The sequence below is a fragment of the Sulfitobacter sp. TCYB15 genome (assembly GCF_040435955.1).
GTDB classification, from domain to species: domain Bacteria; phylum Pseudomonadota; class Alphaproteobacteria; order Rhodobacterales; family Rhodobacteraceae; genus Sulfitobacter; species Sulfitobacter pontiacus.
In genome coordinates, this window is the sequence record NZ_CP159194.1 from 155,094 (window position 1) to 169,035 (window position 13,942).

Genomic DNA, 13,942 nt, shown 5'->3' on the forward strand with positions numbered 1-13,942 from the left:
CCGGGCCTTTTTTCGTGCTGGGGCAGGGGCTTTAACCTGCGATCAGTTTGGGCAACCAGGTCACGATCTGCGGGAACATGAACAGGATCGCAATCGCCACCACTTGCAGCATCACGAAGGGCAGGATGCCCTTGTAGATCGCGCTGGTGGGCAGGTCCGCCGGGGCGACGCCGCGCAGGTAGAACAGCGCAAAACCGAAGGGCGGGGTCAGGAACGACGTTTGCAGGTTCACCCCCACAAGCACCCCCAGCCAGATCGGATCGACATCCAGCATCAGCAGCACCGGTGCAGTGATCGGGATCACGATAAAGATGATCTCGAAGGTGTCGAGGATGAAGCCCAGGAAGAACATGATGATCATCACCACTGCCACCGCAGCGAGCTTCCCGCCCGGCAGATTGCTGAGGAATTCATGCACCAGATTGTCGCCCCCCATCATACGGAATACGACCGAAAAGACGGAGGCCCCGAGCAGGATCACAAAGACCATGCTGGTGATTGTAGCCGTGGCGACCATCGTCTCCTTGAGCACGCCAAAGGACAGACGCCAGCGCAATGCGGCGAGGATCATGGCCCCGACGGCCCCGACGGATGCGGCCTCTGTCGGGGTGGCGATGCCGCCCAGAATAGACCCTAACACGGCCAAAATCAGCGCCAGAGGCGGGACAAGCGCCACAAAGACCTCGCGCAGCAGCTTTGATTTCTCATCCGCTGGAACCGGGGTGGCAGGGCAGGATTTAGGGTCTGTTGCGGCTTTGAACAGCACATACCCGAGGTAGAGCGATACGAGCAGCAGCCCGGGCAGCAGCGCCCCGGCAAAGAGATCCCCGACAGAGACAGGCGTGGGGGCAAAGTTGCCCTTGGCCATCTGCACCTGCGAGTTGATGCCCGACAGCATATCGCCCATGAAGATCAACACGGTAGAGGGGGGGATGATCTGGCCCAAAGTGCCGCTGGCGCAGATCACGCCGGTGGCCAGTTTCGGGTCATAGCCCGCCCGCAGCATCGCGGGCAGCGAGATCAGCCCCATCGTCACCACGGTCGCGCCCACAACACCGGTAGAGGCCGCGAGCATGGCCCCGACAAGCACCACAGAGATCCCGAGCCCGCCGCGCATATTGCCGAACATCTTGCCCATGGTGAGCAACAGTTGTTCGGCGATCTGGCTGCGCTCCAGCATCACCCCCATGAAGATGAACAGCGGCACGGCGACGAGCACTTCGTTCGTCATAAAACCGATATATCGGTTGGGCAAAGACCCGAAGTTGGACGGGTCGAACACGGCCAAAGCCATGCCTACACCGCAGAATAGTAACGAAGTCCCGGCGAGGGTGAAGGCCACGGGGAAGCCCAGAAGCAGAAAGCCGATGACCCCAAAGAACATCAGCGCGGCGAGCATCTCGCCAATCATGATCGGGTCCATCAGGCGGCTCCCTCGGTGGTGGCGGGTTTGATGGCGTCCGGGCTGTATTGCATCGCGGCGGGCACAAGATCAGCCCTGCCGCCAAGCACCAGAATGGACCGGATCGCCATGGCAATGCCTTGCGCCGCAATCAGGGCCGCAAAGACGATGATAAAGGTTTTGAGGATATAAAGCCCCGGCATCCCGCCGACATTGGCAGAGCCTTCGTGGTACCCCCATGCGCGCTGCACGAAGGGCATCGAATAGATGTAGACGATCCATGTGAAGGGCAGCAGAAAGACGAACACCCCGATCAGGTCGGTGATGGCGCGGGTGCGCAGTTTGGCGGGACGGTAAAAGATATCGACGCGCACGTGATCGTCGCGCAGCAGGGCAAAGCCTGCCACCGCGGTGAACATCGCCCCATTCAGCCAGATATAGAGATCCTGCATCCAGACGTAGCTGGTGGCAAAGAGGTATCTTTGTACCACTACGGTAAAGCAGACGACGACAATGGCCAGCGCGAGCCAGGAAAAGACTTTTCCGATAATCAGATTAACAGCGCAGATGAGGGATGCTACTCCAGCGAGAAAACGCACATTCCACCCTTTTCTATGGTTTCTATCGTTCTTAACGCATGTCAATCAAAGTGCCGCAGGGGAATGTCAAGCGGGGTCTCAGCATTTCACTGTGCGAAATATTGCGCATCCGCGGCGTTCAACCGCCCTTTTTAAGATAATTTTTGACAGTGTTCGCAACTTTAGGTTACGCATGCGCTGTGACACGCTCTGCTTAGTAAGTACCAACAGTTAAAGATAAATAGTGTAGATGACACAGTCAGCCGAATTGCTTAACATGGAAACCGGTACGTTGCTTAAACAAGAGCAGGGCCGGGCGGTCTTTGCTGTGAAAGCGCCCGATGATCTTGTTGTGAAAGTACCGATGAAAGCGCTGCGGGCGTCGGACGCGGGGCGGGTCAGACCGTTTCTTTACAAACATTTCCCGACGACGCGACACCGCATGCTGTTGCGCCAGTTGACCCATGACATCGAAGTGCGGATTCGCAGCCATAACGCGGGTATCGCGTCGCCGATTGCATTCACCAACGGGGTGATGCGGACGGATATGGGGCTGGGGTTGTTGATGCAGCGGGTCGGGCCGGAAAGCGGCGGTCTGGGGATGACGCTGGACGAATTCGTCGCGCGGGATCTGCTGGATACGGCGGCGCTGAAAGCGTTGAACGATTTTTCGCGCGCGGTCTTTGCGCTTGGGGTGGTGGCCCCGGGGTTGAACTCCCGCAGCATCGTCTGGGGGCAGCAGGAGGGTAAGTGGCAACCGCTGATCGTGGACGGGTTTGGCGACCCCAATGTGATCAAGCTGCGCAGTTGGGTGCCCTATCTGCGGCACCGCGCCCTGCACCGCGGGATGGAACGGACGGCCCGCGATGTCGGGCTGCATTGGTCGCGGCGCAAAAAGATGTTTCTGCGCAACGATTACGACGCGCTCGACTAGGGTTACCCTCTCTGCCTACTCCGCCGGAAGCTGGGAATAATACAGCGCCAGCGCATCGATCTCGGCATCTGACAGATTGCGGGCGGCTTTTTCCATCAGCTCTTTGCGGGGGCCGCCGCCGCGTGTGCCCTCGCGCCAAAGCTTCAACTGCTGCGCCAGATAGGGGCGCGGCTGGCCGCTGATGCGCGGGAAGCCGGGTTTGGTCTGGTCCAGACCGGGGCCGTGGCAGGACGCGCAAGACGGCGCGTCGATATTGCCGATGGCGGCGACGCCGGCCCCTTGCTCCATCAGCTCGAGCTCTGCCGGGGACAGGGGAGCTCTCGGGGTCGGGCCATCGGGCGCGGATGCGGCATAGTGGCGGATCACACGGGTCAGGTCATCGGGGGGCAGCTGCGTTGCTGCATGGGCCATAAAGCCGCTGTCCCGCGCGCCGGTGCGATAGGCGGTGATCGCGTCCTGCATATATCCTTCGTCGAGGATATCGAGGCGGGGGATATGGCCGTTGCCTTTGCTGTCGCCCGTCGCGCCGTGGCAGGAGGCGCAATAGGTCAGCGCGGTGTCGTCGGCTGCTGCGTCTGCCGCCAGCAGCGCGTCAAAGCCCGCGCCCTCCATCTTGCGGACATGGGTGAGGAAGGCGACCATGGCCCATATCTCGTCCTCGCGGTTTTCGGCGGGCCAGTAGGGCATGCCGCTCATCTTGACGCCGTCCTTGACGATGGTGAACAGATGTTGCGGCTGCCAGTCAGCGACGGCGTCGGTGATATGGGGCGGTTCGGGCGACATGGCGTCGGCGGTGGCGGAATGGATCCGGTCGGGGGCGGCGTGGCAAAAGCTGCAGGCGCTGTCGAAATGCCCCGCGCCGAGGGCGACGAGATCGGGGTCGGACAGGTCGGGCACCTGTTCGGCGTCAGGGGCGCGGAGTTTGACCGACTGGCGATAGGCGGTGTGCAGCACCCAGGACACGCCCGGAATATGGCCCGCGCGGGCCGAGACGTTGAACAGCCCCAGCCCTACGATGGTCACCGCGCCGACAGCCCCCAGCAGGGCCAGAACGATCAGGGTTTTGATCACAGTTCTCATTGCGTTTGCTCCGTTACGTTTGGGGTGCGGGGTCGGTGCTGCGCAGGTCACGGCCCACCAGCCACAATCCGGCGATCAGATAGACCGGTGTTCCAATGCCCAGCATCAGCAGCCCGCCCAGTTGTTGCCCGCCAAGGTCGGCGGCGCGGCCGCAAATCTCGGCAAAGACATCGCGGGGGGCGAGGATCAGCAGCGCCCCCAGTAGGGTCATATGCATCGAGGTCAGCAGCAGCGATCCGGCCCCTGCCAGCCCGTTGTGCGCGCCCAGGGCGCTGACCCAGACCAGCAGCCCGACGATCAGGAAACTGCCCTGCTCCAGCGCAAAGCCCGCGGGCAGCAGATAGGCCATCCCGTGCAGCTGCGGCAGGTGCCATGCCCAGACCACCATGAATTCAAGCGCCGTTGCGATCAGCGGAGAGATCATCAGCCAGCGCAGCCGGTCGCCCAGTCCGAAGGCGAGCAGCGGTGCGACCACGGCGACCAGCCCCATATGGCGCAGCATATGGACGGGGAAGGCGGCGCCGGTCAGCCGTTCCAGCGGCACCAGCCAGAGCAGTGCAAGCAGGGCAAACCCCAGATATGTCGCCACGCGGGTCATGCGCAGCTGGCGATCAGCAGCACGGGGAGCGAGACATAGATCACCCCCACCGCCGAAATCAGCGACAGCAGGAAGGCCGCGTGGCCCATGAACTGGTGGCGGTCTTCGTTGTTGCCCGCGTCGTTTTCCCATTCGCGGTCGCGCACCACATCCCATTGCCGCCACGCGCCCCAGCCCAGCCAGATGATTGCCGCCAGAACGCCTATGGTCAGCAGCCCGATGCCGAGGCGAAGGGTGCTAAGGTAATCCACGCCGAGGATGTGATCGGCGCAGAATACGGTTGTGGCACCGTAGCAGATCACGAAATGCAGCGCCCATAGTGTGGGGCTGAGGGCGAGCCGCCAGAGGCTGTCTTGTTCCTCGAGGAATTCCTCTTGCTCTTCTTCGGTGGAGATCTGGTTCATGCCAGCAACCTTGGGGCCACGCCCAGAATAAAGCCGGTAACCAGCGCGGTCAGCACCATGAAGTGCCAGAACAGCGTGACGTTGCACAGATCGGCGTCATATTGCGGGGTCACCTTGCCAAAGATCGACCCTGCCAGCGCATAAAGCTGCATGATGACCCCCAGCAGGGCATGGGCCACCAGCCAGACCATCAGCGCCCACATGGTCGCGGGGTAGACATGGGTTGTGGGCTCAAGATCGAGGACCGACAGGATGATCAGCCCCGCCCCGCCGACGGTGCAGGTCGCGGCCAGTGCCAATGCGAGGCGTGCCAGCGTGATATGGCTGCGTTTATTGACCTCGCGCGCGAGCACGGTCGCGGCCCATGAGACGACAAACAGCGTAACCCCGAGCGCGACCGCGGCGCCCGTCGCGTGGTCCGCTCCGATGGTGATAAAGTCCGGGCGCGCGGTCCAGTAGAAGAAGAACCCGAAGACGAGGCTGGCGAAGGCGGTGCTGTCGCCCAGCATCGTGATCCAGACCGCCCACCACCCGACAGAGGTCGGCCCCGAGGCGTAGGTCGGCAGGCTGAGGCCAAGGCCCACGTCCTTGCGTTCTTGATCCGGCACCTGTGCCGTGCTGGTCCAGAGCCAGTAGAGCACGCAGACAATGGCGAAGGCACCGCAGACGATGGCGGGTTCGTAGATGTGGAAGGTGGGGAAGATGAACGCGCCGCCGGTAAAGAACGCGGCGAGCATGGTGATCCACGCGGGGCCGGTGACGCGCTGTACCATCAGCGGTTTCGCGTCGATGACCGAGGTGATCAGCGTCTCGCGTTTGCCCTCGGGGGCGTCGGGCAGATAGTAGCGGCCCGCGTCCATACGCTCGACCAGTTTGGGCTGGTCCCACAGCGGATAGCGCGAGGTGATATAGGGCACCGAACGGTTGCCCCATGCCTCTTCGGGCACATCATGGGCCCATTCCAGCGTGCCGCCGCCCCATGGGTTGCGCTTGATCTGGCCTTGGTACGCTTTGGGGCGCAGCAGATCGTAGACGAAGACGGCAAAGCCTGCGGCGGTGATATAGGCCCCGACGGTGGACATCATATTGAGCCAGTCCCAGCCCGCGCTGCCCGGATAGGTGAAGATCCGGCGCGGCATCCCCTTGAGCCCCGTCAGATGCATCGGCAGGAAGGTGACGTTGAAGCCGACAAAGATCAGCCAGAAGGACCAACGGCCAAGGGTTTCGGACAGAAGCTTTTTGCGGAAGAAGGGGAAGAAATAATAGACCCCCGCCATGACCGGAAAGACCATGCCGCCGAACAGTGTGTAATGCAGGTGGGCCACGACGAAGTAGCTGTCATGGGCCTGCCAGTTGAAGGGCACGATGGCCAGCATCACCCCTGTTAGACCGCCCGCCACAAAGATCGCCAGCGCCCCCGCGATCCAGAGCATCGGCAGGGTCATCTTGACCCGTCCCACCATCAGCGTCGCGACAAAGGCGAAAAGCTGGATGCCGGTGGGGATCACCACGGCCTCGGACGCGGCAGAGAAGAACCCCAGACTGATCTGGGGCAGGCCGGTGGTGAACATGTGATGCACCCACAGCCCGAAGGACAAGAACCCCGTGCCGACCGCGCTGAGCACGATCCACGAATAGCCCACGATGGGCGTGCGTGCGGCGGTGGGCACGATCATCGCGGCGATCGCGATGGAGGGCAGGAAGATGATGTAGACCTCCGGATGGCCGAAAATCCAGAACAGATGCTGCCAGAGCATCGGGTCGCCACCCCGGACGGTATCGAAGAACGGCCAATCGAAGGAGCGTTCGAGTTCGAACAGGAAATCCCCCGCAATCAGCGGCGGGAAGGCGAAGAGGATCATGCCGCCCACGACCATCACATACCACGCGTAAAGCGGCATGATGTTGACGCGCATCCCCGGCGGGCGGCATTTTAGCGCGCCGACGATCAGCTCGACCGCCGCGGCGATGGAGGCGACCTCGATAAACGAGAGGCCCAAAAGCCAGACATCGGGGCCGATGCCTTCTTCCTTGGTGGCGAGCGGGGGGTACATGAACCAGCCCGCCTTGGGGCCGGAATCGAACAGGATGGACCCGAAGACAAAGATGCCGCCGATCAGGAAACACCAGTAGCCATAGGCGCTGAGCCGCGGGAACGGCATGTCGCGCGCCCCCAGCATCCCGGGCAGCAGCAGGATCGAGATCGCCTCGAACATGGGCACGGCAAAGAGGAACATCATCGCCGAGCCGTGCATGGTGAAGAACTGGTTATAGCGGTCGGCGTCGAGGAAATCATTCTCGGGCACGGCAAGCTGGGTGCGCATGAGCACCGCCAGAATACCGGCGCAGAGCATGAAAAAGAACGCGGTCATCGTGTACCAGATGCCGACCTCGGTGTTGTTCACCGCCGACCAGTAGCGCCAGCCTTGCGGCGTTTTCCAAGCTGCACGCAGACGTTTTTTCTGCGCCTCCTGAACCTGCTGAGGGACGGGTTCGGCGAGCATATCCTCGGTCGGGGGGTAGGTGCCTTCGGGTTGCAGCACATCGGGGTATCTGCGGGTCATTCCAGCCCCCCCAGATAGGCGGCGAGCGCCGCGAGATCGTCGTCGGACAGGAAGTCATAAGTGGGCATATTGACCTCAGGTTTGATCGTGTCGGTGTGGCCGATCCATGTGGCGATGGCCTGCGCGTTCAGGGGCAGGGTGCCTGCGGCAAGCGAGTGGCGATTTGCCAGATGGGTCAGGTCGGGGCCGGTCTTGCCGATGGCTTTGGTGCCACGAATGCTGTGGCAGGCGCCGCAGCCTTCCTCAAGGAACAGGGTCGCGCCGGCTTGGGCCAGCGCGCCTTGGGGTGGCTTGGCATCGCGCGCCTCTGCGCTCAGCCATTGGTCGAATTCATCGGGGGGCATCACCACGGTTTCAAAGGCCATCAACGCATGGGAGGCCCCGCAGAATTCGGCGCATTGGCCACGGTAGATGCCGGGATCGGTGGGCGCGAGGGTCATGCGGGTTTCGCGCCCCGGGAACATATCGGTCTTGCCGCCAAGGGCCGGCACCCAGAAGGAGTGGATGACCCGATGGGCGTTCAGCACAAGCTCGGTCCGGGCACCGGCGGGCAGGCGGAGCTCATTCGCCGAGACGATTGTTCTGGTCTCCCCCTGCTGTTGGTATTCGACGCGCCACCACCATTGTTCGGCGGTGACGCGCACGACCAGCCCGTCCCCTTCGGCGCGGGTCGGTCCCATCAGCGGCAGGGAATACATCAGCAGCCCCCCCAGCAGGACCACGGGAAAGAGGATGCCCCCGCCGACGATCAGCATCTCGGCGGTGCGGCGGCGCATGGCACCGGGGTTGATGCGTGTGACATAGACGAACAGCAGCGCGACAAGCCCCCACAGGATCACCGCGCCGACCAGCATCACCCAAAAGAGGTTCAGCACATCCGCCGCGTCCTGACCGGCGGGGGCAAGCACGGATTGACGCCCTTCGCAGCCCGCCAGAAGCAGGGCGGCCGGGGCGATTGCACAGATGCGCCAAGGGTGTTGCAAGGGGGCTCCTTTCACTCTGACAATTTGTCCATGTCCGAGGCAAGCGGGTCCTGCCCCTTTGATTTCATGTAGAACACGGTCGCGCCCCAGAGCACGACACCCAAGCCGATCAGCACCGCGGCGATCAGGTATTGCACGCTGTCGCGCCCGGTCCACGGGCCGACGAAAAAGGCGCAAGATATCGCGCCGATATAGGGCAGGCCGAGGGGGCTGGTGAAATGGTCGTGCTCCACCGTATCGCTGCGCAGCACCAGCACGGCGATATTGACCAGCGTGAACACCGCAAGCAGCAGCAGCGCCGTTGTGCCCCCCAGATCAGGCACCGCGCCGACAAAGGTGATCAGCGCGATCGCCAGCCCGGTGGTAAAGACAATGGCCGTATAGGGCGTGCGCCGCTTGGGCAGCACCTTGCCCAGAATGGAGGGCAGCACTTTTTCCTGCGCCATCCCATACAGCAGGCGGCTGGCCATCAGCGTGTTAATCAGCGCGGAGTTCGCCACGGCGCACATGGTGATGATGCCGAAGACGCTGAGCGGGAACCAGGGCGCGCCGGCTTCGACGACCTTGAGCAGGGGGGTGGCCCCTTCGCCCAAGGCCTCTGCGTCGACAAGGGCAATCGCGGTGATCGACACCAGCAGATAGATCACGCCGGTGATCAGCAGCCCGCCGAGCAGGACTTTGGGAAAGATGCGCGAGGGGTTCTTGGCCTCTTCGGCCATGTTCACGGAATCCTCGAAGCCGACCATCGCAAAGAAGGCCAGCGTGGTCGCGGCGATCACGGGCCAGAACAGGCCCTGCTCTCCGGCGCTGCTGAAATCGAACGCGCGCCCGAAATCGCCTTGCCCGCCCATGAGCGCGGCGGCACCGATCATGATGATGATGAGCAGGCCGGTCAGTTCGATGCAGGTGAGCACCACATTTGCCTTCACGCTTTCGCCGACGCCACGCAGGTTGATCAGCCCCAGCAGCACCATAAAGCCGATGCTAATGGCGGTGATCAGGAAGGCCCCGTCGCCCAGACCGAAACTTTTCCCGAAATTCTCGGCAAAAGCCTGCGAGGCGGTAGAGGCCGAGGTGATCCCGCTCGACATCACAGCGAAGGCCACAAGGAAGGTGAGGAAATGCACGCCAAAGGCCTTTTGCGTATAAAGCGCGGCGCCGGCGGCCTTGGGGTATTTGGTGACAAGTTCAAGGTAGCTGCAAGCGGTCACGGTGGCCAAGACAAAGGCCACGAGGAACGGCAGCCAGACAATGCCGCCGACCTTTGCCGCGACTTCGCCTGTGAGCGCGTAGATCCCGGTGCCCAAAACATCGCCCACCACGAAAAGCAGCAGCAAGCCGGGCCCCATCACGCGTTTGAGTTCGGTTTTCTCGCCGTCTTGATCCGGCGCTGTTGAAACATCCTTGGTCATGGGACACTCCCTTCCCCCCTTGCCGGGGGCGTGGCCCCGACATCACAGCCGTCACCAGTTCACGCCCGTAGCGACGGCTAGCCCGTGGCGTCTTGTGCGCTGCCGCCTTTCTTGCGGATCACGCGGTAGATGTAGGTCAGCACCAAGGCGCCGATGACAACGTTGGACACGGGGTTCATGTAGTCCGCGACCAGATCGTATTGCGACCCGAGCGCGTAGCCGAGGCCGGTCAGCAATGTGTTCCAGATCACCGTGCCCGCCAGCGAGAAGGCCAGAAACGGCAGGTGATGCATCGGCGTCAGCCCCGCGGGCACCGAGATCAGCGTGCGGATCGCGGGCACCATGCGCCCCATGAGCACGGCCAGATTGCCGTGGCGGTCGAACCAGTCCGACGCGCGGTCAAGATCCTCGGGGGACATGGTGAGCCAGCGGCCATGCTTTTCCAGAAGGTGCCGCACGCGGTCGTGCCCGATCTTGCGCGCGATGATGTAGTAGAGGTAGGTGCCCGCCAGCGACCCGATGCTGCCCGCGATCACCACGCCTACAAAGTTCATCTGGTCCTGATAGGCCAGAAACCCCGCCAGCGGCATGATCAGCTCGGACGGGATGGGCGGAAAGACGTTTTCCGCGAACATCAGAAACGCGACGCCCAGATAGCCTGCGGCGTCCAGCAGGCCGGTGATCCAGTCAAACATGGGGACTCCGGTTCTGTTGCGTTGCGGGGGAGCGGGCGTTGAGGGTCATTGAGGGTCTTTCGTCGTCAGCGGGTTGGCCACACGCTCATAATATTCACTGATGGCGCGCATATCCTCGGCGGTCATTTTGCGGGCGATGGCGGACATCATGCCGCCAAAATCATTGTCCCGCTGGCCGCGTTTCCAGCGGTCCAGTTGCAGCACCATGTAGTTGGCGTATTGACCGGCAAGATAGGGCACCGAGGGCGGGTTGCCCGTGCCGTCGGGCCCGTGGCAGTTGGTGCAGGCGGGCAGGCCCTTGTCGGGCGATCCGGCCCGCGCGATGGCGGCCCCTTTCTGGATCTCTTGCGCTGAAACCTGCCCGCGCGCCACCCGCAGCGGCGCGGCGAGAGAGGCGTAATAGGCGCTGACCGCGGCGCGGTCGTCTTCAGAGAGGGATTGCGCGACGGGCGTCATCAGATCGTCGGGCCGCGCGTCGCTGGCATAGTCATCCAGCTGCTTGTCAAGATACCACGCCAGTTGTCCGGTAAGCCGCGGGAAGCTGCCCGACCCGTCCCCCTGACCATCAACGCTGTGGCAGGTCACGCAGGATTGCACATCGCCCGCGCCCTGCAGGGCGATGGCCTGCCCCCGTGCCAGCGTGTCGGCATCGGGCGGCGTATCGACCGTCATGTTGAACTGATCGCGCGCCGTATCATAGGGCTGATCCGCAGGGATCGCCTGCGCGGTGGCCAGCGCTGGCAAAAAGGCTGCGAGGGCGAGGCAGAGCAGGGGGCGGTGAGGGATGTTCATGGGGGCTCCTCTGCTTTAGGCGTCCATCAGCGGGCGCGGGTTGGCGATATAGTCGTTCTTCATGTGATCGAGCGTCCAATAGGCGACGCCCATCAGCGGCCCCGTGGGGTTGTAGCCAAGGTTCTGCGGAAACAGCCCTGCGCCAAAGACAAAGACGTTGTGATGATCCCACATCTGGCCAAAACGGTTCACGACGCTGGTGGTCGGGTCCGTGCCCATCACCGTGCCGCCGGTGTTATGGGTGGTCTGATAGGGCACGATGGAATAATCACTGCCCTCTGCCGCACGGTTGCTGGCGGAGGTGGATTTAACGTTCTCCATATTGCGCGCGATCTCATGCGCCTTGCCCATCACATAGTCGGCCATGCGCCGGTCGTTTTCGGGGAAGTTGAAGGTCATCCGCAGCAGCGGGCGGCCGTAGGCGTCTTTCCATGTTGGATCGAGGTCAAGGTAGTTATCGGGCGTCGCCATGGATGACCCGTGGACGGTCAGGCTGGCGTGGTGCAGGTAATTCTCGCGCACGGCACGTTTCCAGTCGGCGCCCCATGCGGGCGTGCCGTCGGGCGTGGGCTGGTAGTTGATCGGGCGGCCATTGGTCTGCGTGCAGGCGATATAGCCGCCGCCCAGAAACCCCAGATCGCTGTGATCAAAGTTGTCGCCGTTAAAATCGTCGATCACCGTGCCAAGCGCTCCCGCCCCCATAAAGGGGTTGGTCACCACCTGATCATCGAAAAATACGTTCACGCCCGCCATCGTCTGATAGGCATAGTTCCGGCCCACGGTGCCTGTGCGGGTTTTCGGGTCGTAGGGTTTGCCCAGACCGGAGACCAGCATCAGATGCACGTTCCACAGGCCATAGGCATTCATGCAGACGATATCGGCGGGCTGGAACACCTCTTCGCCCGCGTCGGTCAGATAGGTGACGCCGGTGGCGGTCTTGCCGTCCTCTGACTTCTCGACCCGCAGGACCTGTGCCTGATAGCGGATTTCAAAATTCTCGTGGGATTTGATCTGGTCATAGACGCAGATGATCGGGTCGGCCTTGGCATAGTAGCCGCAGCCGAAGCGTTCGCAAAAGCCGCAATAGGTGCAGGGATGCAGCTTGGCCCCGTAGGGGTTGGTGTATTCCTTGGTGGCGTTGGCGGCGGGCATGGGGAAAGGGTGGTAGCCGAGCTTTTGCGCCGCCTCGCCGAATTTGGTGGGGCCGATGGGCTGGCGCATGGGCGGGTTGGGATAATCGGCGCTGCGCGGCCCTTCGAAGGGGTTGCCGCCTTCACGCGGGCCGTCTGCCATCTGTCCTGCGGTGCCAGAGGTGCCGCAGATCTTCTCGTAGAAATCGAAATGAGGCTCAAGCTCGTCATAGGTGACGCCCCAATCCTGCACATTCAGATCATCGGGAATGAAGTCGGCACCATAGCGGTTTTCGTAATGGCTGCGCATTTCGAGGTCGGAGGGCAGGGGCCGCCAAAGCTGGCCGTTCCAGTGGATGCCCGCGCCGCCAAGCCCGACACCGGGCAGGAACGACCCGAGCCTGCGCATCGGCAGCGCCTGCTGGCTGGCGTTGTTGCGGAAGGTCAGGGTCTCTTTGCGGGTGTTGATCATATGCGCGTGGTGCACCGCATATTTCAGTTCGTCATGTTCCTTGGGGGCGGCGAAATCATCGGCGTCGTGGCGATAGGATCCGCGTTCCAGCACCACACAGCGTTTGCCAGCATGGGCAAGTTCATATGCAGCTGTCAGACCCGTCCAACCGGCCCCGATGATGACCACATCTGTTTTCGCCAGCCGCCGTGCCATGATCTACCTTTCCCAGTTGAAGTCGCTTGTGCCCGGTTGATGCCCGATGCCCATAGGGGGCTGCCGGTAGGGGCGATTGTGGGCGTCGACCGTGTCGGTGAAATAGCCGAAGGCCCCGGGGAAGCCGACCATATGCCAACTGGCATAGCCCTTGTTGCCGCCATAGATCGGGTCGGCAAAATAGCCCTGGTTCGTCAGGGCGTGGAGTTCGGTAAAGAATGTTTTGGCCCCGACACGACCGGCGAGCGCGGGCCTATCCTCGGACAGGTCGGTCATCAGCTGGTCGAGCGCGAATTGCGATTGCCCTTCAAGCGGGCCGATGACGGTCTGCATCGCCGCCAGCCCCTCACGCCAGAGCTCGGCGGGGCGTAGGGGAGATTGGTAGCCTTGCTCGGGTGTGCCTTGGGGGTGGGGCCCATCCATATACAGGTGTTCCCCGCGCCCATATCCGCCCGCAAGTTGCAGGTCGATGAAATCGACCACGCCGGCTTGGCTGGCCGAGGGGAAATCATCTTGCGGGATCAGCGTGTCACACAGCAGTGCGAGGCTTCGAGCCTCGGAATCGGTCAGGAAGGTGAAGGGGGTGCCATCAAGAGCGGCAAAGGCATGGCGCGGCAGGGACGCAAGGCCGACTGCGGCACCGAAGCTGAATAGAACTGATCGTCTGGAATACGTTGGCATACGAAACCCAAATGATTGGTCA

Annotated in this window: 13 protein-coding genes; 1 reads left to right on the forward strand and 12 read right to left on the reverse strand. The window is 62.6% G+C overall.

All coding sequences use genetic code 11. The annotated features are described in order from the left end of the window. Nucleotides 1–31 precede the first annotated feature (31 nt). Together ABM428_RS15170 and ABM428_RS15175 are read right to left on the reverse strand one after the other, a co-directional pair. Complete coding sequence (locus ABM428_RS15170; protein ID WP_353628356.1) at nucleotides 32–1,423, reverse strand: TRAP transporter large permease subunit; 1,392 nt, start codon at nucleotides 1,421–1,423, stop codon at nucleotides 32–34. Next, entirely contained in the window at nucleotides 1,423–2,001 is a 579-nt protein-coding gene (locus ABM428_RS15175) for a TRAP transporter small permease subunit (RefSeq protein ID WP_174226630.1), read from the reverse strand. The genes ABM428_RS15170 and ABM428_RS15175 overlap by 1 nt, the downstream gene beginning before the upstream one ends. A gap of 229 nt (nucleotides 2,002–2,230) precedes the next feature. Here ABM428_RS15175 and ABM428_RS15180 point away from each other — a divergent pair, with 229 nt between their 5' ends. Next, the gene (locus ABM428_RS15180) at nucleotides 2,231–2,914 is read left to right on the forward strand and encodes a YrbL family protein (protein ID WP_353628357.1); all 684 of its coding nucleotides are present in this window, start codon (nucleotides 2,231–2,233) and stop codon (nucleotides 2,912–2,914) included. Between the two features lie 15 nt (nucleotides 2,915–2,929). On the opposite strand, the gene ABM428_RS15185 is transcribed toward ABM428_RS15180, so the two are convergent. From ABM428_RS15185 to ABM428_RS15230, 10 genes are all read right to left on the reverse strand, one after another. Continuing rightward, nucleotides 2,930–3,994, reverse strand: coding sequence for a c-type cytochrome (locus ABM428_RS15185; RefSeq protein ID WP_353628358.1), 1,065 nt, complete (start codon nucleotides 3,992–3,994; stop codon nucleotides 2,930–2,932). A gap of 13 nt (nucleotides 3,995–4,007) precedes the next feature. Then, the gene (locus ABM428_RS15190) at nucleotides 4,008–4,592 is read right to left on the reverse strand and encodes a cytochrome c oxidase assembly protein (protein ID WP_353628359.1); all 585 of its coding nucleotides are present in this window, start codon (nucleotides 4,590–4,592) and stop codon (nucleotides 4,008–4,010) included. Continuing rightward, nucleotides 4,589–4,996: a hypothetical protein gene (locus ABM428_RS15195; protein WP_037967035.1), complete on the reverse strand. Its 408-nt coding sequence runs from the start codon at nucleotides 4,994–4,996 to the stop codon at nucleotides 4,589–4,591. The genes ABM428_RS15190 and ABM428_RS15195 overlap by 4 nt, the downstream gene beginning before the upstream one ends. Then, entirely contained in the window at nucleotides 4,993–7,560 is a 2,568-nt protein-coding gene (ctaD, locus tag ABM428_RS15200; RefSeq protein ID WP_353628360.1) for a cytochrome c oxidase subunit I, read from the reverse strand. The genes ABM428_RS15195 and ctaD overlap by 4 nt, the downstream gene beginning before the upstream one ends. Further along, the gene (gene coxB / locus ABM428_RS15205; protein WP_353628361.1) at nucleotides 7,557–8,543 is read right to left on the reverse strand and encodes a cytochrome c oxidase subunit II; all 987 of its coding nucleotides are present in this window, start codon (nucleotides 8,541–8,543) and stop codon (nucleotides 7,557–7,559) included. Before coxB ends, ctaD begins: the two co-directional genes overlap by 4 nt. Before the next feature lie 11 nt (nucleotides 8,544–8,554). Continuing rightward, nucleotides 8,555–9,955, reverse strand: a complete 1,401-nt coding sequence (locus tag ABM428_RS15210) for an APC family permease (RefSeq protein ID WP_353628362.1) — start codon at nucleotides 9,953–9,955, stop codon at nucleotides 8,555–8,557. 77 nt (nucleotides 9,956–10,032) lie between these two features. After that, the gene (locus ABM428_RS15215; protein ID WP_037941363.1) at nucleotides 10,033–10,650 is read right to left on the reverse strand and encodes a DedA family protein; all 618 of its coding nucleotides are present in this window, start codon (nucleotides 10,648–10,650) and stop codon (nucleotides 10,033–10,035) included. A 45-nt stretch (nucleotides 10,651–10,695) separates the two neighbouring features. Further along, entirely contained in the window at nucleotides 10,696–11,442 is a 747-nt protein-coding gene (locus tag ABM428_RS15220) for a c-type cytochrome (RefSeq protein ID WP_353628363.1), read from the reverse strand. Between the two features lie 15 nt (nucleotides 11,443–11,457). Continuing rightward, nucleotides 11,458–13,239, reverse strand: coding sequence for a GMC family oxidoreductase (locus tag ABM428_RS15225; RefSeq protein ID WP_353628364.1), 1,782 nt, complete (start codon nucleotides 13,237–13,239; stop codon nucleotides 11,458–11,460). A gap of 3 nt (nucleotides 13,240–13,242) precedes the next feature. Beyond that, the gene (locus ABM428_RS15230; RefSeq protein ID WP_353628365.1) at nucleotides 13,243–13,920 is read right to left on the reverse strand and encodes a gluconate 2-dehydrogenase subunit 3 family protein; all 678 of its coding nucleotides are present in this window, start codon (nucleotides 13,918–13,920) and stop codon (nucleotides 13,243–13,245) included. Between the last annotated feature and the right edge of the window lie 22 nt (nucleotides 13,921–13,942).

Coding starts and splice junctions, on each gene's coding strand:
- ABM428_RS15170 (WP_353628356.1), bottom strand. CDS start 1,423: ATGGACCCGATCATGATTGGCGAGATGCTCGCCGCGCTGATGTTCTTT.
- ABM428_RS15180 (WP_353628357.1), top strand. CDS start 2,231: ATGACACAGTCAGCCGAATTGCTTAACATGGAAACCGGTACGTTGCTT.
- ABM428_RS15185 (WP_353628358.1), bottom strand. CDS start 3,994: ATGAGAACTGTGATCAAAACCCTGATCGTTCTGGCCCTGCTGGGGGCT.
- ABM428_RS15190 (WP_353628359.1), bottom strand. CDS start 4,592: ATGACCCGCGTGGCGACATATCTGGGGTTTGCCCTGCTTGCACTGCTC.
- ABM428_RS15195 (WP_037967035.1), bottom strand. CDS start 4,996: ATGAACCAGATCTCCACCGAAGAAGAGCAAGAGGAATTCCTCGAGGAA.
- ctaD (WP_353628360.1), bottom strand. CDS start 7,560: ATGACCCGCAGATACCCCGATGTGCTGCAACCCGAAGGCACCTACCCC.
- ABM428_RS15210 (WP_353628362.1), bottom strand. CDS start 9,955: ATGACCAAGGATGTTTCAACAGCGCCGGATCAAGACGGCGAGAAAACC.
- ABM428_RS15215 (WP_037941363.1), bottom strand. CDS start 10,650: ATGTTTGACTGGATCACCGGCCTGCTGGACGCCGCAGGCTATCTGGGC.
- ABM428_RS15220 (WP_353628363.1), bottom strand. CDS start 11,442: ATGAACATCCCTCACCGCCCCCTGCTCTGCCTCGCCCTCGCAGCCTTT.
- ABM428_RS15225 (WP_353628364.1), bottom strand. CDS start 13,239: ATGGCACGGCGGCTGGCGAAAACAGATGTGGTCATCATCGGGGCCGGT.
- ABM428_RS15230 (WP_353628365.1), bottom strand. CDS start 13,920: ATGCCAACGTATTCCAGACGATCAGTTCTATTCAGCTTCGGTGCCGCA.